The sequence below is a fragment of the Bacillus sp. CFBP9009 genome (assembly GCF_036541465.1).
GTDB lineage: Bacteria > Bacillota > Bacilli > Bacillales > DSM-1321 > Peribacillus.
This window is the reverse complement of sequence record NZ_JAZHFU010000014.1, coordinates 39,980-60,260: the sequence shown is the minus strand read 5'-3', so window position 1 is coordinate 60,260 and position 20,281 is coordinate 39,980. Positions and strand designations below refer to the sequence as shown.

General features: G+C 44.9%; 17 protein-coding genes. 10 read left to right on the top strand and 7 right to left on the bottom strand.

Annotated elements, in window-relative coordinates; all coding sequences use genetic code 11:
- Positions 1-3: 3 nt before the first annotated feature.
- From V3595_RS22880 to nikC, 7 genes are all read right to left on the bottom strand, one after another.
- Positions 4-1,329, bottom strand: a complete 1,326-nt coding sequence (locus V3595_RS22880) for a transporter (RefSeq protein ID WP_340877553.1) — start codon at positions 1,327-1,329, stop codon at positions 4-6.
- Between the two features lie 3 nt (positions 1,330-1,332).
- Positions 1,333-2,031: a response regulator transcription factor gene (locus tag V3595_RS22875; RefSeq protein WP_485909838.1), complete on the bottom strand. Its 699-nt coding sequence runs from the start codon at positions 2,029-2,031 to the stop codon at positions 1,333-1,335.
- Complete coding sequence (locus V3595_RS22870) at positions 2,028-2,792, bottom strand: sensor histidine kinase (RefSeq protein ID WP_485909836.1); 765 nt, start codon at positions 2,790-2,792, stop codon at positions 2,028-2,030. Before V3595_RS22870 ends, V3595_RS22875 begins: the two co-directional genes overlap by 4 nt.
- Before the next feature lie 88 nt (positions 2,793-2,880).
- Complete coding sequence (locus tag V3595_RS22865; protein ID WP_485909834.1) at positions 2,881-3,870, bottom strand: ABC transporter ATP-binding protein; 990 nt, start codon at positions 3,868-3,870, stop codon at positions 2,881-2,883.
- Positions 3,870-4,892, bottom strand: a complete 1,023-nt coding sequence (locus tag V3595_RS22860; RefSeq protein ID WP_485909832.1) for an ABC transporter ATP-binding protein — start codon at positions 4,890-4,892, stop codon at positions 3,870-3,872. Before V3595_RS22860 ends, V3595_RS22865 begins: the two co-directional genes overlap by 1 nt.
- A 12-nt stretch (positions 4,893-4,904) precedes the next feature.
- Complete coding sequence (nikB, locus tag V3595_RS22855) at positions 4,905-5,825, bottom strand: nickel ABC transporter permease (RefSeq protein ID WP_387549037.1); 921 nt, start codon at positions 5,823-5,825, stop codon at positions 4,905-4,907.
- A 12-nt stretch (positions 5,826-5,837) separates the two neighbouring features.
- Positions 5,838-6,740, bottom strand: a complete 903-nt coding sequence (gene nikC / locus V3595_RS22850; protein ID WP_485909829.1) for a nickel transporter permease — start codon at positions 6,738-6,740, stop codon at positions 5,838-5,840.
- Between the two features lie 210 nt (positions 6,741-6,950).
- Here nikC and V3595_RS22845 point away from each other — a divergent pair, with 210 nt between their 5' ends.
- From V3595_RS22845 to V3595_RS22800, 10 genes are all read left to right on the top strand, one after another.
- Entirely contained in the window at positions 6,951-8,507 is a 1,557-nt protein-coding gene (locus V3595_RS22845; RefSeq protein ID WP_485909827.1) for a glutathione ABC transporter substrate-binding protein, read from the top strand.
- A 66-nt stretch (positions 8,508-8,573) separates the two neighbouring features.
- On the top strand, positions 8,574-10,082 hold the full coding sequence (locus V3595_RS22840) for an amidohydrolase family protein (RefSeq protein ID WP_485909825.1): 1,509 nt from the start codon (positions 8,574-8,576) through the stop codon (positions 10,080-10,082).
- A 1-nt stretch (position 10,083) separates the two neighbouring features.
- Complete coding sequence (locus tag V3595_RS22835; protein WP_485909823.1) at positions 10,084-11,568, top strand: chlorohydrolase family protein; 1,485 nt, start codon at positions 10,084-10,086, stop codon at positions 11,566-11,568.
- Between the two features lie 115 nt (positions 11,569-11,683).
- A complete protein-coding gene (locus V3595_RS22830) occupies positions 11,684-13,249 on the top strand; it encodes a glutathione ABC transporter substrate-binding protein (protein ID WP_485909821.1) in 1,566 nt (521 codons plus the stop codon).
- Positions 13,250-13,626: 377 nt separating this feature from the next.
- Positions 13,627-13,758, top strand: coding sequence for a hypothetical protein (locus V3595_RS22825; RefSeq protein ID WP_485909819.1), 132 nt, complete (start codon positions 13,627-13,629; stop codon positions 13,756-13,758).
- 381 nt (positions 13,759-14,139) lie between these two features.
- A complete protein-coding gene (locus V3595_RS22820) occupies positions 14,140-15,387 on the top strand; it encodes an amidohydrolase family protein (RefSeq protein WP_485909817.1) in 1,248 nt (415 codons plus the stop codon).
- A gap of 23 nt (positions 15,388-15,410) precedes the next feature.
- On the top strand, positions 15,411-16,661 hold the full coding sequence (locus tag V3595_RS22815; protein WP_485909815.1) for an amidohydrolase family protein: 1,251 nt from the start codon (positions 15,411-15,413) through the stop codon (positions 16,659-16,661).
- A gap of 28 nt (positions 16,662-16,689) precedes the next feature.
- Positions 16,690-17,937 (top strand): amidohydrolase, encoded by a 1,248-nt coding sequence (locus V3595_RS22810; RefSeq protein WP_485909813.1) that lies wholly within the window; start codon positions 16,690-16,692, stop codon positions 17,935-17,937.
- A 444-nt stretch (positions 17,938-18,381) separates the two neighbouring features.
- A complete protein-coding gene (locus V3595_RS22805) occupies positions 18,382-19,677 on the top strand; it encodes a uracil/xanthine transporter (RefSeq protein WP_485909811.1) in 1,296 nt (431 codons plus the stop codon).
- Between the two features lie 313 nt (positions 19,678-19,990).
- Positions 19,991-20,254 (top strand): heterocycloanthracin/sonorensin family bacteriocin, encoded by a 264-nt coding sequence (locus tag V3595_RS22800; RefSeq protein WP_402940734.1) that lies wholly within the window; start codon positions 19,991-19,993, stop codon positions 20,252-20,254.
- Positions 20,255-20,281 lie beyond the last annotated feature (27 nt).

The following is a 20,281-nucleotide window of genomic DNA, read 5'->3' as shown; positions in this document are numbered from 1 at the left end:
TATTCATGGTTTTGTTTTCACGATCCTCCATTTGTTTTTGATGAGGGTAAGGATCGTACAAATCACCAGGATCGTCAATGAAGCCAATCCGCTGAACCATATGCTTTGGAATTCGCTTACATGAGGCTGGATGATGTATGAAGCCACAATCGCCAGGACCGCGCTTATCGGTATGTAATCAGCGACTTTTCCTTTACTGAATACGATAACCAGGATCGGAGCCAGCAATGCCGAGTATATATTGCCTGAATAAAATAAGAGCTCCAATAGGTTTGGAGAATAGAAGAGTGTAGCAACGAAAACCAATCCTCCAATACAGATCGAAAGCAGGCAGGCCATCCTTATTTTTTGCTGGTCGCTTTTTTTTGTTTGTAATGGTTCAAGTATATTGGCTACGATCAGGCTTACCAATGAATGCAGGCAGGCACCGAATGTTGAAGTGATTGCACTGAACGCGCAGAGCACAAAAAGGATGAAAAAGAATGGTGTCGTTATTTTATTTGCCAATCCAGCCAGAATCGAGTGTATATCAGTGAAGCCGCCCGTAAAGATTACCATGATGAACAGGGATGAAAAGGAGAGCGGGAATATGATCCATATGAGGCCTGATAAAGAGAATGTCAATCGAACCTTTTTCATCTCTATCATGAATAATCGCTGCCACGAAGTCAGGTCAAAGAAAAACTGGCCGAACCCGACAAGGAGTCCTGCAAAAAGAAAACTCCAAAGATCATACTTATTGATGACGAGCATGTATGGATGGTATAAACGAATCCCATCATAAACGGGCTGAATCCCTTCCTTGACGAAAAAGTATAAAGGAATCAAGATAACTGCGGCAAACATGGAAATGACCTGAAAAGCTGCGAATCCATGAATGAGCTTTAACCCGCCGAATCCAGCATAAAGGACACAGAAAGCGAAAAAAAAGAACAGCCCGACATAGAGCGGGGTATCGAAAAGAAACTGACATAGGGTGGACGCGGCCATTCCCTGAATGAATAGAATGTGTAGATTGGTTATGACCAGAATCACGATCAATATCCAATAGCCTAGCGGATTTAGCCTTGCTTTCAAATAGTCCCCCATGGTCAAGCCCACGGGGAAATCCTGCCGGACCCTCTTCCCGATGAAGCTGAACATGAACAGGGCGATCGCTCCCATCAGGGCGTATCCGATCCCTCCGAAAACTCCATACTTCACCATCGATTCGGGGGAGGATAATATTGTGGTGCCTGTCACCCAGCGTGCCAAGAGGGAGATGATCCCTAAGCCCATCCCGATTTGAATGGGGCCTTGTACGTATTCTTGAAATGTACGTGATCGCAATCTTCATTTTCCTTTCTCGCGGAACTCCTTGGGCGTGATTCCCTCTATCTTCCGGAATAAAGTGCTGAAATAATGCTGGCTATTGAAACCCGATTTTTCAGCGACGTCTGATATGCTCCAGCTGGTGTTATTGGTTAAGGTCCTTTTTGCGGCCTTTATTCTATAGTGCATTAAATATTCCGAAAACGAAGTGCCGACTTCTTCATGGAATTTCCTGCTTAAATAAGTCGGATTGGTATGCACTTCACGGGCGATGTCAGAAAGGGAGAGTTTTTCGGCATAGTTTTCATGAATGAATGAAAGTGAATGGTGAATTAGGGTTGAATAGTTATGGGAAGATTCCCTTTTATCATACTTGGCCAGGACTTTATGCAAATCACTTTCTATTACAGGTTTCGTTAAATAATCAACGACGCCTATCCTGATGGATTGCTGGGCATAATCGAAACTTTGATGCGCGGTCACCATGATGATTTCGACATCTTTGTTCAGCACCCTTAAGTCTTCACCAAATTCAAGACCCGATCGCCCCGGCAGGTTAATATCCAGGAAAGCGAGGTTGATTTTATGATTTTGATTGAGGGTCAGTGCCTGACAGGCATCAGCAGCTTTGTGAAATTTCCAAAAAGGGTATATGGACTGAATCATATATTCCATTTGTTCAAGGACCAATGGCTCGTCATCAACTAATAATACATTCATTTCTCCGCCTCCTCCATTTTCCTATCAAAAACCAGTGGCCATGATACCTCTACCTTTGTTCCCGATTCATTGGAAGCTATATTCAATTGTGCACGGTCATTGAAATACAAATATAAACGTTTTTGGATATTATCAAGGCCATGGCCGCCTTCGTCCGTAACGGAAGATTCATTTCCCAACAATCCATTGTCCGCCACTTCCAGATACACCATCTGCGATTCCAGATAGAACCGGATATGCAGCAGGGCTTCACCGACTTTTTTTTCCAACCCGTGTTTAAATGAATTCTCCACCAGTGTCTGGAGAATGAAGGGGGGGACCAGTGCGGTTGATAACGGTTCCAGGCACTCCATATCAATCTTGAGCCGATCACCGAAGCGAAGGGTCTGGATGTCGAGATAATGCTGGGTATACTGGATTTCCTGGGAAAGGGGGATCAATGGTTCCGTTGCTTTATACTTGAATTTCAGGAATTGCGAAAAAGCCTCTAAGGCCCGGATCAATTCTGCCGTCCTGTTCAGGCGGGCCAAGCCCAGAATGACATTCAGTGTATTAAACAAAAAGTGCGGCTGGATCTGCTGGTTCAATTTATTATATTGTGCTTCTTGCAGTGCTTGCTCCAGGCGGATCTCTTTGTTTTTATTTTCAAGAAGGTCGAACCTTTTCTCGAATATGAATAGAAATAAAAGAGCGATAGCTCCCATGATGGGAGCTAAAATGAAGAGCATGATAATTAAGGTGAATCCCTCGTAACTTAGCATGGAGAACCTCTGCTGGTTATATTTTTAAATAACTTGAATTATTCTGTTTATTAGTATCATACTAAAGACCCCTCCGGAAATCTACAGCTTATGACACAATGTGACAAGCCACTTGATGATTTTGTGCAGATCGTTTCAGTTCGGGTAGCTGTGTTTTGCAGATATCCTGTACAAAAGGGCACCGTGTATGGAAGCGGCAGCCATTTGGAGGGTCGATGGGTGAGGGTACATCACCCGTCAATAGGATCCGTTCTCTTTCATGCACAGGATTCGGTACTGGGATGGCCGATAGCAATGCCCTTGTATATGGATGCTGGGGCTGTTCGAAAATGGACTTTTTATCGGCTATCTCGACTATCTTTCCGAGATACATGACCATCACCCGATCCGAGATATGTCTGACCACACCTAAATCATGTGATATGAAAAGAAAGGTAAGGTCGAACTGGCGCTGTAAGGATTTTAATAAATTCAGCACTTGCGCTTGAATGGAGACATCCAGTGCAGAAACAGCTTCGTCACATATGATCAATTTTGGGTCCACTGCAAGAGCCCGCGCAATGCCGATCCGCTGTCTCTGGCCGCCGCTGAATTCATGCGGGTATCTTTCCATGGATTCAGGTCTCAGCCCGACATGTCCCAATAATTCTTCGATCCTGCTCTTTCGTTTTTCTTTAGGGACTACATTTTGTATCGCTAAAGCTTCTCCGAGAATTTGGCCGATAGTCTGTCTCGGGTTAAGGGAGGCAAATGGATCTTGAAAAATAACTTGCAGATCCTTCCTGGTACGCCTCATTTCTTTTTTTCCTAAACTCAGTAAATCCTTATCCTGAAAGTGAATGCTCCCGCTTGTCGGATCATCCAATCTAAGGATTGCCCTGCCGGTAGTCGATTTTCCGCAGCCGGATTCGCCGACTATGCTTAAGGTTTCACCCTGTTTGATATCGAATGTAATGTCATCAACGGCTTTTACATGATTGATGGTTCTTCCGAAAAATCCGCCCTTGATCGGAAAATATTGTTTCAATTGATCCACTTTAAGCAGAACTTTTTTCTCTGCAGCTGGTACACCCTTCATTAAACCCCTACCTTCTCTTGAGCGTCATATTCCTTCTCCCATTGGGGGGTGAACATCCAGCAGCTGACCTCGGTGCTTGGGCCGATAGCCTGGAGATCCGGTACGGCTTGTTCACAAATGCTCTTCGCATGTGCACAGCGGGGAGCGAAGCTGCATCCCTTGGGCATGTTGTAAGGACTTGGAACGGTCCCTGGAATTGTAGTCAGTTCTTCCTGGTCCATGTCAAGACGCGGAAGGGAGTTTAATAAACCGATGGTGTAAGGATGTTTTGGGTTTGTGAATATTTCCTTGGCCAAAGTGTATTCAACGATTTTCCCTGCGTACATGACAGCAACCCGATCACAGGTTTCATATACGACTCCCAAATCATGAGTAATCAAAATGACAGCCGTACCGAAATCCTTTTGCAGCGTCTTGATCAGTTCGAGGATTTGGGCTTGGATCGTCACATCCAGTGCTGTTGTAGGTTCATCCGCTATTAAAACCTCAGGGTGGCAGGCAAGTGCCATGGCAATCATGACCCTTTGCCTCATTCCGCCGCTTAGCTCATGCGGCTCCTGTTTTGCCCTTTTTTCAGGTGAGGGGATCCCGACGAGCCGTAGCATGTCGACCGCTTTATTCCATGCTTCCTTTTTTCCCAGCTTTTGATGGAGCCTGATCGCTTCTGCAATTTGCTCGCCCGCTGGATATACGGGATTCAATGATGTCATCGGCTCCTGAAATATCATCGAAATTTCATTACCGCGTATGGACCGCATCTGTTTTTCAGACTTCGTAAGCAGATCCTCCCCTTTAAAAAGGATGCTGCCACCGGCAATCTTACCGGGTGGCGATGGAATGAGCCTTAACAATGATAGTGATGTTATGCTTTTCCCGCTTCCCGACTCCCCGACGATTCCAAGCGTTTCCCCTTTATTGAGGGAGAAACTGATTCCATTGACTGCTTTACTCGTTCCTTCATCAGTGAAAAAGTAGGTCTGCAGATTTTTTACCTCCAGTATTTTATCATCATCCTGTTTCATCATCATACCTCCTTAGTTCAAGTCTATTCTTTTGTTAAAGTATCGATAGAGGACATCCACTGCTAAATTCATGAATACGAAGATAACGGAAGCGATGAGGACCCCGCCTTGGACCATCGGCAAATCCCTCGTTCTGATTGCATCGACTATCAATCTCCCCAGTCCATTGATGGCAAAAACGGACTCTGTCAATACTGTGCCGCCAAGGAGTGCACCGAACTGGAGGCCAACGACTGTAATGACGGGGATAAGCGCATTTTTCAGGCCGTGTTTATAAATGATGATATATTCTTTTAATCCCTTGGCTCTTGCGGTCCGGATGTAGTCCTGGCGAACGACTTCAAGCATGCTCGACCTGGTCATCCTGGCAACGATGGCCGCTCCGCCGGCCCCAAGGGTTATGGCTGGGAGAACCATGTGGCTGAAAGTTCCCCAACCTGAAACCGGAAACAAATGAAGGTTCACGGAAAAGAAGTAGATAAGCATGAGGCCCAGCCAAAAACTAGGTAACGAGATTCCCAATAAAGCAACGATCATGATGGAAATGTCAGCTGCCGAGTATTGCTTGGTAGCCGAGATGATTCCTGCGATCATTCCAAGCACAACGGTTATGAAAATGCTGGCAAGTGCCAGTTCAAGGGTGATGGGCAAGCGGACCATGATTTCGTCCAAAACAGGGCGGCTGCTGCGTAGTGATTCTCCAAAGTCACCTTGAACAGCATGAAGGATATAGTCGACGTACTGATAGAGGATTGGACGATCCAAGCCAAGCTCATGCCGCAGCGATTCAATCGTTTCTTTAGTCGCTCCTTCACCTGCAAGCAGTGTTGCCGGATCTCCTGGGACCATTTGCATGATGAGGAATACAACAAGACTTACTCCCAGTAAAACCGGTATGGTTTGAAGTACCCGTCGGATAATGAATACGAACATTTTCTCTCCTCCTTATTTTTTCATTCTTGGATCCAGGGCATCTCTAAGTCCATCCCCGAAGATGTTGAAACCAAGTACCAGTGTTGATATCGCTATCCCCGGAAACAAAGCGATGTGCGGGGCGCTGAACAAATAATCCCGGCCGCTGCTCAGCATCGCTCCCCATTCTGGTGAGGGCGGCTGAGCTCCCAGCCCCAGAAATGATAATCCGGCTGCCGACAGAATGGCCGTTGCTAGACGTAATGTGGCTTGAACGATGACGGGTGATAGAATATTCGGAAAAATATGCTTGCAGATGATCGTGAAGTCAGTTGCTCCCAATGCACGAATGGCATCGATATATTCCAGCTTCCTGACTGACAATGTGGAACCTCGTACAATCCGGGCAAACATCGGTATGGAAAAGACGCCGACCGCTACCATTACATTGATTAAACTTGGACCAAGGGCACTAATGATGGCAAGAGCAAGCAGTATTCCCGGGAAAGCCAGCAGAACATCGACAATCCTCATAATGACGGTATCGATCCATCTTCCGTAATAACCAGCTGTTAACCCGAGGAGTATGCCAATGAACGCCCCGAAGAATACAGAGACAAATCCAACCGTTAATGAAAGCCGTGTTCCATATAATAATCTGCTTAAAATATCCCTTCCCTTATCATCTGTACCCATCCAATGTTCGGCTGACGGAGGCTGGAGTTTGTTGACTAAATCAATTTCATAGGGATCCTGCGGTGAGATCAAAGGTGCAAAGATAGCCAATAAAATATAAAAAAGTACGATGTACCCGCCTACCAATGCCAATTTATTTCGCTTGAATTTTTTATAAAAGGCTTTCCAGTGTCTTAGTTTCGGAGATTTTCTTTCTTTTACATTCAATTCGGTATTATTGATGACGACCTCTGGCTTCATTGGATTTCCTCCTTTTCTTTCATTCAATTTATTCAAAAAAGGTATTGAAGTAAATATGATGCGGAAAAGCAGTAAAGATAATTAAAAAATGAGTAAAGATTCTGAAAATATAAAATTCGGTTTTTTTTTATAATTTACAGTAAGCCCGATGTACTCATAGCTGAAAGTTACTTGGAGAAACAAAGGCAGGTTGAAAAGGGAGGAAATAGAATGAGAAAAGGTATGATTGGGTTGCTTTTTGCTTCTTTATTAGGCATCTCATCCGTTTTATCAGGTTGTGCAACAGAAGAATCCGGCAGTAAGGAAACAGTAGAAAAAGCGAAGGAAGGAGGAACGCTGATCGTCGCGCGATTATCTGATGCGACCACCCTTGACCCTCATTTCATAACAGACATTCCATCTGCAAACGTCGTTTATGAAAAGGTTTATCAAACATTGGTCGTTCCTGACAAAAACATGAACCCTAAACCGCTGCTCGCAAAAGAGTGGAAACAACTGGATGATGTCACTTGGGAGTTTAAATTGCAGGAGGGAGTCAAATTCCATGATGGAGCTCCATTCAATGCCGAAGCGGTGAAAACCAATTTCGACAGGGTACTGGATCCGGCAACAGCTTCTCCGCAGGCTGGTAAATTGGAAATGATCAAAGAAATTAAAGTCGTTGACGAAACGACTGTACAATTCAAACTGAAATATCCTTATGCTCCGCTGTTATCGATTTTAGTGAGTAATGAAGGAAGCATCATCAGCCCTAAAGCGATTAAGGAAAATAGTGACAAACTGGCTCAAAACCCCGTTGGGACAGGGCCATTCGTTTTTAAATCGTGGAAGCCTGGTGAAGAAATCGCACTTTCGAAAAACAAGGACTATTGGGGGGATAAGCCTAAGATTGATGGGGTGGTATTCAAGGTTGTCCCTGAAGATGCCACGAGGATTGCAATGATAGAAACGGGTGAAGCACATGTGACCGATCAAGTGCCAGTGACGGAGATTGATAGGATCGAAGCGTCAGGCACGATGGATTTATATCGCACGGAGGGACTTGCCGTTGAATACTTAAGCTTCAATGTTAAGAAAAAACCCTTTGATGATGTACGGGTCCGTAAGGCGGTCGCTCATGCCATCGAGGTCGATTCCATTATCAAAGGGGTTTATAACGACGTCGGTACGAGGGCAAATTCAACAATGAGCCCGAAGGTGTTTGGTTATGATCCGGATATAAAAGGCTACGACTATGATATTAATGAATCGAAGAAGCTCTTGACTGAAGCGGGGGTCAAGGATGGTTTGGAGTTTACACTGACGACGAGTGATCGTAAGGAAAGGATCAATATGGCCGAGGTGATTCAATCCCAGTTAAAAGGAATTGGAATTAAGGTCAAGCTTCAAGTTCTTGAGTATGGGGCTTACATTGACGCGACAGCCAAGGGCGAGCACCAGGTAGCGATAGGCGGCTGGGGCAATGCTACGGGGGATGGAGATTATAATCAATTCAATCTTTTCAATAGCAAATCTCAGGGTGCTGCGGGAAATAGTTCATTCTATAGCAATCCAGAAGTTGATAAATTGATTGAAAGTGCACGTAAAGAATCGGATGGAGATAAACGTAAGGAACTATATTCAAAGGCTCAGGCAATTGAAAGGGAAGAAGTTCCATATGTTCCTATCCGTAACTATGAACACTTGGCCGTATATGGCGGAACGGTTAAAGGACTTTGGCTGAATCCGGCAAATTATTTAATGCTTGATGACGTGACCGTGAAGTAGGAATTCATCACAAAAGTAAGGCAGCATAAGGAAGTTATGCTGCCTTCTCAATTAGGAGGGGAAAATATGATAGATTTACTGCTAATCCATGGGACCGTGATAACCATGGATCAAAACAGGAGTATTCTGCAAGATGGCGCCATCGCCATACATCAAGGAAGGATTTTAGCCGTAGATTCAACGGAAAAACTGAAATTGAAGTATGAGGCAGTTAAAGTCATCGATTGCAGCCATCAGTGCATATTGCCTGGATTGATAGATGTTCATGGTCATGGGGGACATTCCATGTTCAAAACGATTGCAATGGAGAATATTGATTTTTGGATGCCGATCATGACGAATGCGTATAAGCATTTTGTTACGGATGACTTTTGGTATTACGAAGGAAAGCTATCCTCGCTTGAGAGATTAAAGGCGGGCGTGACAACTGGGGTTAGCGTGTTAGGATCCATGCCGCGGTCCGATGAACCGATTTTCGCCATCAATCATGCAAAAGCCTACGCCGAAGTGGGAATCAGGGATGTGGTATGCACGGGTCCTTGCAACCCTCCATGGCCCCATTCATTCAGCCGGTGGGTTGACGGAAAGAGAGTGGTAAAGGAAGTTTCCTATGAAGAAGTGTTACAGGGGGCGGAAGCTGTAATCGAGGCTCTGAACCATGCGAATGAAGACCGCACGAGAGCCTTCATTACACCATTTGTCATCGTTACATCAGTGGATCCCTCGAATCCCACCTCTCCGGACAGGCTTTATGGGCTGACTGATCATGACCTTTATCAAGCGAAGAAAATAAGGGAGATTGCCAGAAAATATAACACACGCATTCACTCAGATGCCTTTGGCGGGATGATTCATTTAGCGATACAGGATAAGGAAAACGCCCTATTGGGTCCAGATGTCCATTTACAGCATTGTCGGGGCATTTCCTTCGATGAGGCAAGAATACTGGCAGAAACAGGTACCAACGTCAGTGCATCACCTGGATTTGGCCAGGTTCATGCCCGTACCCCGATAACCGAATTATTGGAGATGGGGACAACTGTGGCAATCTCCACGGATGGGACTTCCCCTTCCACAAGCTTTGATATGTTTCAGGCAATGAGGAAAACACAGTTTGTTCACCAGGCAGCGCTTAGGGACTACTATTATTTACCTCCAGGCAAGCTACTGGAAATGATCACGATAGATGCTGCGAAATGCATTGGCTGGGATGATGAAATAGGCTCCCTTGAGATCGGGAAAAAAGCGGATGTCATTACGGTCAATCTGCATCAGCCTCATCTGACCCCTGAATTCATGCATGTTCACAGGCTTGTATTTCAAGCAGTGGCGAATGATGTGGAGCATGTCATCGTGGATGGGAAATTGATTATGGAAGGAAGGAAAGTACGGACGGTCCATGAAAGTACAGTGCTTGATGAAGCGAATGAGGAGGCCTTTTCAACGATAAAACGTGCGGGGCTCGAAAAGTATATGCAGCCGACGAAATATTTCTGGGGCCATGCCAGGGCCTATGTAGATGAAAAGCGATATGACGAACGCGAAGATGCTGCCGTGATGGTGAAAGGGGAATAAGATGAAAACCAAGCTTAAAGGAAGATATGTAATTGGGTATGATGGATGCGATCATGTCATTTTGGAAAACGCAGAGATCGTTTATGAAAAAGACACGATTCTGTATGTCGGAAAAAATTATCCAGAAGAAGTGGACGAGGTAATGGATGCCGGTAATGCCATTATCAGTCCCGGGTTCATAGATTTAAATGCATTAGGGGACATTGACCATGATATTTTACATTTTGAAGCCGGTGCCGACAGACAGAAGAACCTTCTCTGGTCAGAGAAATATATAAAAAGCGGACATCCTGAATTAATGACTGAGGAAGAAGAAGCCTTTAAATCACTATATGCTTATTCACAGCTCATTCTTCATGGCGTGACGACGGCGATGCCCATTACTTCCGTTTTTTATAAAAGCTGGGCTGAAACCTATGATGAATTGGCAGCTGCTGCGGAACATGCCGCTGGATTGGGGTTAAGGATTTACCTTGGCCCGAGTTTCCAATCAGGAATGAGAGTCGTCCAGCCTGACGGGAAAATTAAACTGCATTGGGATGAAAAAGCTGGTGAAGCGGGGTTACGAAAAGCGGTCGAGTTTGTAGAAAAACTCGATGGAGCCTATGAAGGCATGATCAGAGGGATGCTTGCTCCAGAACGTATAGAGTCTCAAACTGCAGATCAATTAAAACAGATTAAATATTACAGCGAAAAATTGGATGTACCGATAAAGCTTCATGCTGCACAAGGAAGTTTTGAATTCAACACCATCTGGGAAGCCCATCATGTTACACCGATCAGATATTTGTACGACCTTGGCTTTCTCGGTCCAAGAACAGGGATCCCGCATGCCCACTTTGTTTCAGGATATAGTAAAGCGAAATATGGACAGGGCGATGACTTGAAGCTGCTTGCTGAAACGAATACAACGGTGATTCATTGCCCTCTGATCATCGGGAGGCATGGGGAGGCGTTGGAATCTTTCGCTAAATATAAACGGGCTGGGATCAATATAGCCCTTGGAACGGACACATTCCCTCCGGATATGTTCCAGAACGTCAGGACAGGCAGCATGCTCTCACGGCTGGCGGAAGGAGAAACGGAAGGCTCTGTCTTTGCCGATTTCTTTCGGTCAGCCACACTTGATGCGGCCGCTTTTCTTGGCAGGAACGATCTGGGACGCATCGCAGCGGGGGCCAAGGCGGATATCATCGCGATTGACTTGGACGGTTTCCATATGGGGGTAATCGATGATCCCATTCGAACCATGTTCGTAAGCGGCTCTGGGAGGGACGTTAAATTATCGGTCATAAATGGAAAGGTGGTCATGAAGGATCAAATAATCCCCAATCTTGATTTAACAGAAATCAAATATAAGGGGCAGCAATATTTTAAAAAGATGAGAAAAGGATATATGGAAAGGGATTATCAGGAGCTTCCCGAGAAAGAGTTGTTTAAGCCATCATTCAAGGTCGTGGAATCGATAAGCGATACAGAAGCATAAAAACCAAACAAGTAAAGAAAATGAAAAACATAGTAAAGATATTCGAAATGAATAGTCAGAATATTTCCTATAATTAGATAAGTATTCAAAAAATGAAAATGGGAGGTCGAAGTCCATGGGGTTAAAACGTGGGACAGGAAAGTTTTTTCTAGTCATGATCATGGCCATCATCATTACGGGCTGTTCATCTAACAATGACGTAAGCACAACAGAAAGTGATCCGAACAGAGCATCAAACGAAGGGGGCACATTGGTTATTGCCCGCTTATCAGACGCTGAGAATTTGGATCAGCAGTTCATGTCCACGATTAACGCCGCTAGCGTCACTCACCATAAAATCTATGAAGGCCTTGTACAACGAGATGAGAATAGTGAGATACAGCCAATGCTAGCAGAAAAATGGAAGCAAATAAATGATACGACCTGGGAATTCAAGCTTAGGGAAGATGTAAAATTTCATGATGGCACACCATTTAATGCAGATGCAGTAAAAAAGACATTTGATCGACTATTAGATCCGAAGGTCGCTTCTCCCAGAGCGGTAGTATTCGATATGGTAAAAGAGGTGAAACCGGTTGATGAATTTACGGTGCAATTCATTCTGAAGGAACCATTTTCCCCTCTCCTTTCCATATTGGCGAATCACGAAGGCGGAATCATCAGTCCGAAAACGATCGAAAAGTATGGCAAAAAGATTATCCAGGAACCGAATGGAACCGGTCCTTTCGTTTTTGATTCATGGTCCCCAGGCCAGGAGATCATATTGACGAAAAACGACAGCTATTGGGGAGACGAGCCAAAAGTGGACAAGGTCCTCTTCAAGGTCGTCCCCGAAGACTCAACGAGGATATCCATGATAGAAACCGGTGAAGCGCATATCGCAGAGCCTCTACCTGTAGCTGTCATGGACCAGGTGGAATCTTCACCGGCAATGGATGTTTACCGCAGTGAAGGGTATGGAACCGAATATTTAGGGTTCAATGTCAATAATGAACTGTTCAATGATGTAAAGGTACGTAAAGCCATTGCCCATGCCATTGAAATGGACTCGATTATCAAGGGGGTCTTTAATAATGTGGGAGTAAAGGCGAACTCCTTGATGGGCTCTAAAGTATTCGGCTACAACGAAGATCTCGAAGCCTATGATTACAACCTGAAGGAAGCAAAGAAACTGATGGCCGAAGCTGGATATTCTGAGGGACTGGATGCAACCATCCTGACAATGGACAGTAAAGAAAGAGTTAACTTGGCCGAGGTCCTCCAATCCCAACTGAAAGGTATCGGCATTAATTTGAAGGTACAGGTGATGGAGTACGGTTCGTTCGTGGAACAAGTGAATAAAGGGCAATCGGAAATGTTCATCATCAGTTGGAGAAACGCGACCGGCGATGCTGATTATAATCAATATAATCTATTTCATACGGATTCACAGGGAGCGGCCGGCAATACATTCTTTTACAGCAATCAAAAGGTGGATCGTTTAATAGATGCCGCCAGGAAGGAAAAAGAAGAAGAGAAGCGCAAAGAACTATACGCAGAGGCACAGGAAATCGAGATGGGCGACACCCCGTATATTCCTGTAAGGGTCATAGAAAATGTTGCTGCAGTTGCCAAAGAAGTAAAAGGATTCTCAATCAGCCCTTCAGGCTATCTGGAGATAAATGACGTAACGATAAAGTGATGCGCAGATAAGAACAAAGGGTTCATCCATTAGGGTGAGCCTTTCAGTTTGTAGACGAAAGGGGTTCGGAAAACGTATCTTTCATCAAATGATGATCCCGAACCAATTGACCCAAAGCAACATTTTCAATTCCTCAGATATGGTTACTATCTAAATGTTCTAACAAAGTTGATTGGAACAAGGATTGGAGTCCGAAAAGTTAGGTGAAGGTCGAAAAAAATTCGTGAACGGTCGAATATAGTGCCTCAACGGTCGAATAAAGTGCTGGGTAGGTCGAATGCTGTGCGTGAACGGCCGAATAAAGTGTGGTTTAGGTCGATAAACTGCGTCAACGGCCCAAGACAGTGCAGCGTTTCGAATAAAGTGCTCCGGTCTTTATGGTTTTTTACTGTAATCCTCATTGGATTGAAGAGATTTGCGACACTCCTGCCGAATTACTGGCTGGCCGAGACACCAAAGGCGCTTGCGCCAATGAGGCTTGGCAGACAGTCGGCGGAAAGGGATTTTAAAGCAAAGTTGATTGGAACGGAAGGTGAGAGACTCCTGCGGGAAAAGCGCGTCCAAGGGAGACCCCACAGGCGCAAACGCCGAGGAGGCTCCCGGACCGCCCGCGGAAAGCGAGTGCCTGGAGTGGAAATCAACGTCTACAAAGAAAGGGAGCGGATCTCTGAAATCAGTTGAACTTTTTAAATAAAAAACTGCAGGCAAACTGAGTTTTCATAGAGTTGTCTACAGTCTTAAAGGGTTTATCCTTTTTAGGGTGGGCCTTTTCTTTGGCACAATAAGTAAAAATAACATAAAAACGAGTAAAAATTCTGAAATTATTTGTTGATTTTTAAAACTATAATGAAAGTGATGCATGTTTAATCTGGAATGGAAGGGTGAGTTTAATGTCTCAATCGTATTGGTTAACGAATGTCCGCTTGGAAAATGGTTTTACTTATAATGAAAATGAAACGATCACCGGCACTGAAACCGGTCATTACCACATCAAGATTGAAAATGGAAAAATATCCTCCATTTTATTGGCGGAGGAATCGATAACTGATCAGGATCCGCAGCATGATGTTCACGGCCTCCTGATGGTCCCCTCGTTTAAGGAAATGCATATCCACATTGATAAAACCTATTATGGCGGTCCGTGGAAGGCTTGCATGCCTGCCATTAATGGCGTGAAAACCCGGATAGAGGAAGAGCAGGTCTTACTGCCCGAATTATTGCCTACCGCTAAAGTAAGAGCAGAAAAAATGCTGGATTTATTATTGGACTTCGGTTCTACCCATATACGCACACATTGCAACGTTGACCCCGTTATAGGACTGAAAAACTTAGAAGCCACCATTCAGGCACTGGAAGGATATAGTGACAAATTGACATATGAAATCGTCGCATTCCCACAGCACGGACTATTACGCAGCGATTCCGTTGGGTTAATAAGGGAAGCCATGAAGAATGGGGCGAATCTGGTAGGAGGCGTGGATCCCGCCACCATTGATGAGAACATAGAGCGGTCACTTGAAACGATCATGGATATCGCGGTTGAATCCAATTCCGATATCGATGTCCATTTACATGATCCGGATCAGCTTGGACTCTTCACCATGCAGCGACTTGCTTCCATGACGGAAGACGCAGGCTGGCAAGGAAGGGTTACGGTTAGCCACGCCAGCGGTTTGGCAGATCTTTCAGTCTCAGAGGCAACGGGCATCGCCGAAAGGTTTTCGGAAACAGGAATATCGATTACATCAACAGTGCCCATCTTCAGAACGATCCCCATCCCCCTGCTTCATGAAAAAGGGGTGAAAGTGGAATTGGGTAATGACAGCATCACTGATCATTGGACACCCTTTGGCATCGGGGACAATCTGGAAAAGGCAGGTCGCCTTGCAGAGAGGTTTCGCATGATTGATGAACGTTCCTTAGCGAAAAGCCTGCAATTCATAACAGGAGGGAAGACCCCATTAAACCAAGACGGGGTCAAGACATGGCCTAATGTCGGGGATGAGGCGAATATCGTTTTGCTTGAAGCCAGCTGTTCAGCGGAAGCGGTGGCTAGAAGGGCAAAGCGTGCCGCTGTCATCTTCAGGGGCAATGTTGTTAGCGGATCTATTTCATCTTTTGAGACGACAGGTGTTTAATCTTCTATAAAGAGAGTGATTTGATGAATGAAGCATACTGGCTTACAAACGTTACGCTTGATAGTGGATTTGTTTTTGAGAATGAACGAATTGATCGGACGAAGACAGCTACATACAACATGTATATAAAAAATGGGATCATAAAGGATTTGCAATTGGCTTCAAGTATGCCTTTGAAAACGGATGGTCCTGTTCACGACGCGAGAAAGCTGCTTGCACTTCCTCCTTTTAAAGAGATGCATAACCATCTTGACAAGACTTATTTAGGACTGCCATGGAAATCATGCACTCCGGTTCCGAATTTAATCGAACGCTTAAAGTTAGAAGCAAAAGAGCTTGCTGAACTGGCTGAAACTGGACGGCTCCGGGCTGAACGGATGCTTCAATTATTGTTAAGCGGCGGGGCAACGCATGTAAGGACGCATGTTAACATCGATCCATACATCGGTATGAGGAACTTGGAAGAGATTCAAAGTGCTCTATATCGTTACAAAGGGAAAATGACATATGAGATCGTGGCTTTCCCGCAGCATGGACTGCTAAGAACGAATTCAAAAGGGTTGATGAGACAAGCGATGAAAGAAGGGGCGTCCTTGGTGGGCGGCCTGGATCCTGGCGGAGTGGATAATAATATAGAAGCTTCCCTATATGAAATGGTCGATTTGGCCGTTGAATTTGATGCAGATATTGATATTCATATACATGATCCCGGTCATCTTGGTTTATATACGATCAAGAAACTGGCTTCTTTGATCGATGAAGCAGGGTGGAAAAACAGAGCGGCCATCAGTCATGCTTTTGCACTTGGTGATGTTTCAATCGGAGAATCAAATGAAATGGCCAGTGAATTATCAAACCTGGGGATAGCGATCATGTCTACAGTTCCTATCAACCGGGTCATTCCCCCGATAGATTCACTGCATGAAAAAGGTGTCCATGTTGTTCTCGGATGCGATGGCTTTTATGACTCCTGGTCCCCATTCGGTACAGGAGATATGCTGGAAAAGGCAGGCCGATTGGCCGAGAGGTACAACTGGAAGGACGAGTATGCATTGTCTCAATCGCTCCAATTCATTACGGGCGGGGTCAAGACATTGGATCATGAAGGAAATCGTTTATGGCCGAAAGTCGGAAATGACGCAAGTATGGTTTTTGTGGATGCATCATGTGCTGCCGAGGCAGTTGCCAGGAGATCGACGCGGGCTGCAGTTATGGTCGATGGAAATCTGGTTTACGGCGGACTCGATCACGAATCTGCCTTGAATTCGAATTGAAGGACTATTTCAAGAAGGGATGAAGATCATGAATACAATCTATTGGTTAAAGAATGTTCGTTTGGAATGTGGCTACCAAAAAGAGAATGGTAGAGTTACAGGAACGATGACCGGGCTATTTCATCTGTTGATCGAGGATGGAAGGATCACGAAGATAGTCAAAGATGGGGAAGCCATACTTGATGATTTACCAGTGGAAGATGCAAAAGGATTGCTGGCGTTACCATCCTTCATTGAAAAGCATGTTCATCTTGATAAGACACTGATGGGGGATGTTTGGAGAGCGTGCACTCCTTCTTCAAGTGTCATTGAACGCTTTGAAAATGAGAAGAGGGTTCTGCCTTCCATTGCAACGAGCACATGTAAACGTGCAGAATCTTTACTGGAAATCCTTTTAGCTTCTGGCTCTGCACATATACGGACTCATGTTGATATCTATCCGGAAGTGGGATTGCAAAACTTAGAGCAAGTACAACAGGCGCTTGCTGGCTATTCTAATAGACTCAGTTCAGAAATAGTAGCATTTGCGCAGCACGGATTGTTGCGGTCCGGTTCTGTCAAGCTTGTCAGGGAGGCATTGCGAAACGGAGCAGGAATCGTCGGGGCAGTGGATCCAGCCACAGTCGATAACAATATTGAAGCATCGCTGGTACAATTGATGGATTTAGCAGTGGAAGCGAACGCTGATGTGGACTTGCATTTACATGATCCCGGCCACCTGGGCACGTTCACCATGAAGCGTTTGGCAGCTCTGACCAAGCAAGCGGGCTGGGAAGGCAGGGTAGCATTAAGCCATGCGTTCGGCATCGGGGACGTATCCAGGGAAGAAGCCTATGAACTGGCTGACATTCTTAAGGATGCGGGGATTTCCATCGTCACCAGTGTCCCTATTAACAGGCAGATGCCCCCTGTTGATTTATTACATGAAAGAGGGGTTGAAGTATCAGTAGGAAATGATAATATCTTTGATGTATGGTCACCTCTTGGGAATGGTGACATCTTGGAGAGAGCAGGAAGGCTCGCAGAACGTTTTAAATGGATTGATGAAGTCTCACTTTCCCGAACACTCGGGTATATAACTGGCGGAAAAACCCCATTGGATGAAAAGGGTAACCAGGTATGGCCGAAAGTTGGGGATGCCGCAAGTCTGGTGTTAATTGACGCAAGCTGTTCTGCAGAGGCAGTTGCCAGGCGTTCTGAACGTAAAGCGGTCATTTACAAGGGGAACTTAGTTTCCGGTTCACTATATAAACAAAAGCAGTCCATTGAACGGTAGGACTAAACCAAAAAGGATTTCTGGATATTTCCGGATTTCCTTTTTCGTTTTGGGTATTGGACGGCTTCCGTGTACTTTTACTTACTTATGTTATATGCTGTGGAAGTGATTTTTTTTGGTTATATTGGTTAGCCCTCCCATGTCATTATCGTTATTACCGCGATATATTTTTTTAAAATGGCTCGCTTCTGCTTGTCCATTTGCCTTGCAACCTTAGTCAAGCCAACAAATTAGCAGGGAGCTGCAGTCTTTGTTACTATTAATGGTAACGTTATCATTTCGCATGTGTCTGCAAAGGTCATATGACATAAATCATGTGTCCAGCAATGGCAGCGGACCATCCGGGGACCGCGTTTATTAGCATGGTGCTAGCCTATCGCGTTTTTCAAGGGTAGGACAGCACCATGAGTTTGAAAAGTATCATGTTCAAAGGAGATGGAATCTATGAAAAGTTGGAGATCTTCTGTGACTCTATTTTCTTCTTTTCAATGGTTGTTTTTTATTTTTGCAAATACAGTAGTAGTGCCCATATCGATTGGCGCTGCTTTTGATCTTCCTCCCAATGTTACGGAAATGACCATGAGAAGCTCGCTCATTTTCACCGGGATCGCTTGCGTGTTTCAGGGGTGGAAAGGGCATAAGTATCCGCTTATGGAAGGTCACTCCGGTCTATTGTGGGGAGTGATGTTGAATTTAGGGTTATCTGCACCATCCATAGGGCTCGGGTATGCTGAGATAGGAGGGGGAATTGCTACCGGCCTCATTGCCGCTGGTGTCGTGACCCTCATTATTTCTGCCTTCAACCTGATTTCTTATGTCCAGAAGATTTTCACTCCCATGGTCATGACGGTTTATTTATTCCTTCTGACGTTCCAGCTCATTTTTGTCTTTTTTAAGGGGATGCTGGGGATTACGGAGAATGGGGAAATTAACATCCCGGTCAGTTTCCTATCAGTGGCGATTGTACTTCTAGTAAGTATATTAAAAATAAAAGGACCAAGGACCATAAGCAATTTCTCCATATTGATCGGGATTATAGTAGGATGGATTTTTTACGAGCTGCTATTTCCGGAGGCCGGGGGAGAAATGGGATCGACGGGTGCCGCTTTTTCATTTTTCCCATTGGGTGCTCCAAACCTTGAATTCGGGATAATAGCGATTTCCTTTTTTGCAGGATTACTGAATTTGTGCAACACGTTCGCTTCGATTCAGGCCGCATCGGAATTAATCGGTGATGAAGCTGAACACAAGCAGTATCGAAATTCTTTATTCATGACTGGCGGTTTTACCATTTTCGCCCCGTTGCTTGGCCTTGTTCCGTATACACCTTTTACTTCATCCATCGGATTTTTGCAGAGCACTCAAATCTATGAGCGGAGGCCCTTCTTACTTGGAGGCATGTTATTGACCATAATTGGGCTCATTCCTCCTTTTATCTCTTTCCTGGCCATGATGCCGATAACAGTCGGGAATGCAGTATTGTTCGTTGCTTACCTTCAGCTGTTCGGTACGGCTTTCAACAGCGTCAAGGGTCAGCATTTCACTTCAGACACGATATTCAGGCTTGCCGTACCAGTATTGATTGGAGTGAGTTTGATGAACATCCTGCCTAATGCATTCTCGAACGTTCCTACGCTTTTACAGCCCTTTTTGACGAATGGGCTCATAATGGGAGTATTGATATCGATCGTGCTGGAAAAATCGGTGAACTGGAATCGTTATGAACAACTGCAGAACTAATGTGAATCCGAAGGTAATGGCCATACATAAAGGATCTTCCCATCGAAATAAGGAAAACAAAAATGCCAAGTGACTTGGTAAGGACTTAATTTAATAGGCGATCATGAAAACCGGAAGGGTGTTATCCTTCTGGTTTTCTGTTTTTCATTTGTTATTTAATGTGAAAATAGGCTTTTTAATCAGTGGCAATACCCACTCCCCTGACATAATTTGTTGGAGGGAATACTTGACGTGGTGTTAAATTCCCTGACCATTTCGTTCAGGTTTCCTGTTCTAAGCATTACCTTAAAAAAATAAACGGAGGTTATATAAAATGTATGAATTTCAAAATCAATTGCAAAATCTGAATGTAGATGATTTCCAGGTAACTCAGCCAGTTCCTTGGGATCAAAACCAGTACAATCTGGATGATTCGTCCCGACAATTCATTGGTGTGGGTGGCTGCTTCGGCTGTTTTGGCTGTTTCTTGTGCTTTGGTTGCTTTGGTTGTGGCGGTCGCTGCGGTCGTTGTGGTCGCTGTGGTGGATGCGGACGCTGCGGAGGTTGCGGCGGTCGTTGCGGTCGTTGCGCCGGTTAAGTATCCAGGTTTTCTAAAGGAAGTCCC

Excerpts from the sequence above, each read along its gene's own strand:
- V3595_RS22875 (WP_485909838.1), bottom strand. The coding sequence starts at position 2,031 with ATGAATGTATTATTAGTTGATGACGAGCCATTGGTCCTTGAACAAATG.
- V3595_RS22870 (WP_485909836.1), bottom strand. The coding sequence starts at position 2,792 with ATGCTAAGTTACGAGGGATTCACCTTAATTATCATGCTCTTCATTTTA.
- V3595_RS22865 (WP_485909834.1), bottom strand. The coding sequence starts at position 3,870 with ATGAAGGGTGTACCAGCTGCAGAGAAAAAAGTTCTGCTTAAAGTGGAT.
- V3595_RS22860 (WP_485909832.1), bottom strand. The coding sequence starts at position 4,892 with ATGAAACAGGATGATGATAAAATACTGGAGGTAAAAAATCTGCAGACC.
- nikB (WP_387549037.1), bottom strand. The coding sequence starts at position 5,825 with ATGTTCGTATTCATTATCCGACGGGTACTTCAAACCATACCGGTTTTA.
- nikC (WP_485909829.1), bottom strand. The coding sequence starts at position 6,740 with ATGAAGCCAGAGGTCGTCATCAATAATACCGAATTGAATGTAAAAGAA.
- V3595_RS22845 (WP_485909827.1), top strand. The coding sequence starts at position 6,951 with ATGAGAAAAGGTATGATTGGGTTGCTTTTTGCTTCTTTATTAGGCATC.
- V3595_RS22840 (WP_485909825.1), top strand. The coding sequence starts at position 8,574 with ATGATAGATTTACTGCTAATCCATGGGACCGTGATAACCATGGATCAA.
- V3595_RS22835 (WP_485909823.1), top strand. The coding sequence starts at position 10,084 with ATGAAAACCAAGCTTAAAGGAAGATATGTAATTGGGTATGATGGATGC.
- V3595_RS22830 (WP_485909821.1), top strand. The coding sequence starts at position 11,684 with ATGGGGTTAAAACGTGGGACAGGAAAGTTTTTTCTAGTCATGATCATG.
- V3595_RS22825 (WP_485909819.1), top strand. The coding sequence starts at position 13,627 with ATGGTTTTTTACTGTAATCCTCATTGGATTGAAGAGATTTGCGACACT.
- V3595_RS22820 (WP_485909817.1), top strand. The coding sequence starts at position 14,140 with ATGTCTCAATCGTATTGGTTAACGAATGTCCGCTTGGAAAATGGTTTT.
- V3595_RS22815 (WP_485909815.1), top strand. The coding sequence starts at position 15,411 with ATGAATGAAGCATACTGGCTTACAAACGTTACGCTTGATAGTGGATTT.
- V3595_RS22810 (WP_485909813.1), top strand. The coding sequence starts at position 16,690 with ATGAATACAATCTATTGGTTAAAGAATGTTCGTTTGGAATGTGGCTAC.
- V3595_RS22805 (WP_485909811.1), top strand. The coding sequence starts at position 18,382 with ATGAAAAGTTGGAGATCTTCTGTGACTCTATTTTCTTCTTTTCAATGG.
- V3595_RS22800 (WP_402940734.1), top strand. The coding sequence starts at position 19,991 with ATGTATGAATTTCAAAATCAATTGCAAAATCTGAATGTAGATGATTTC.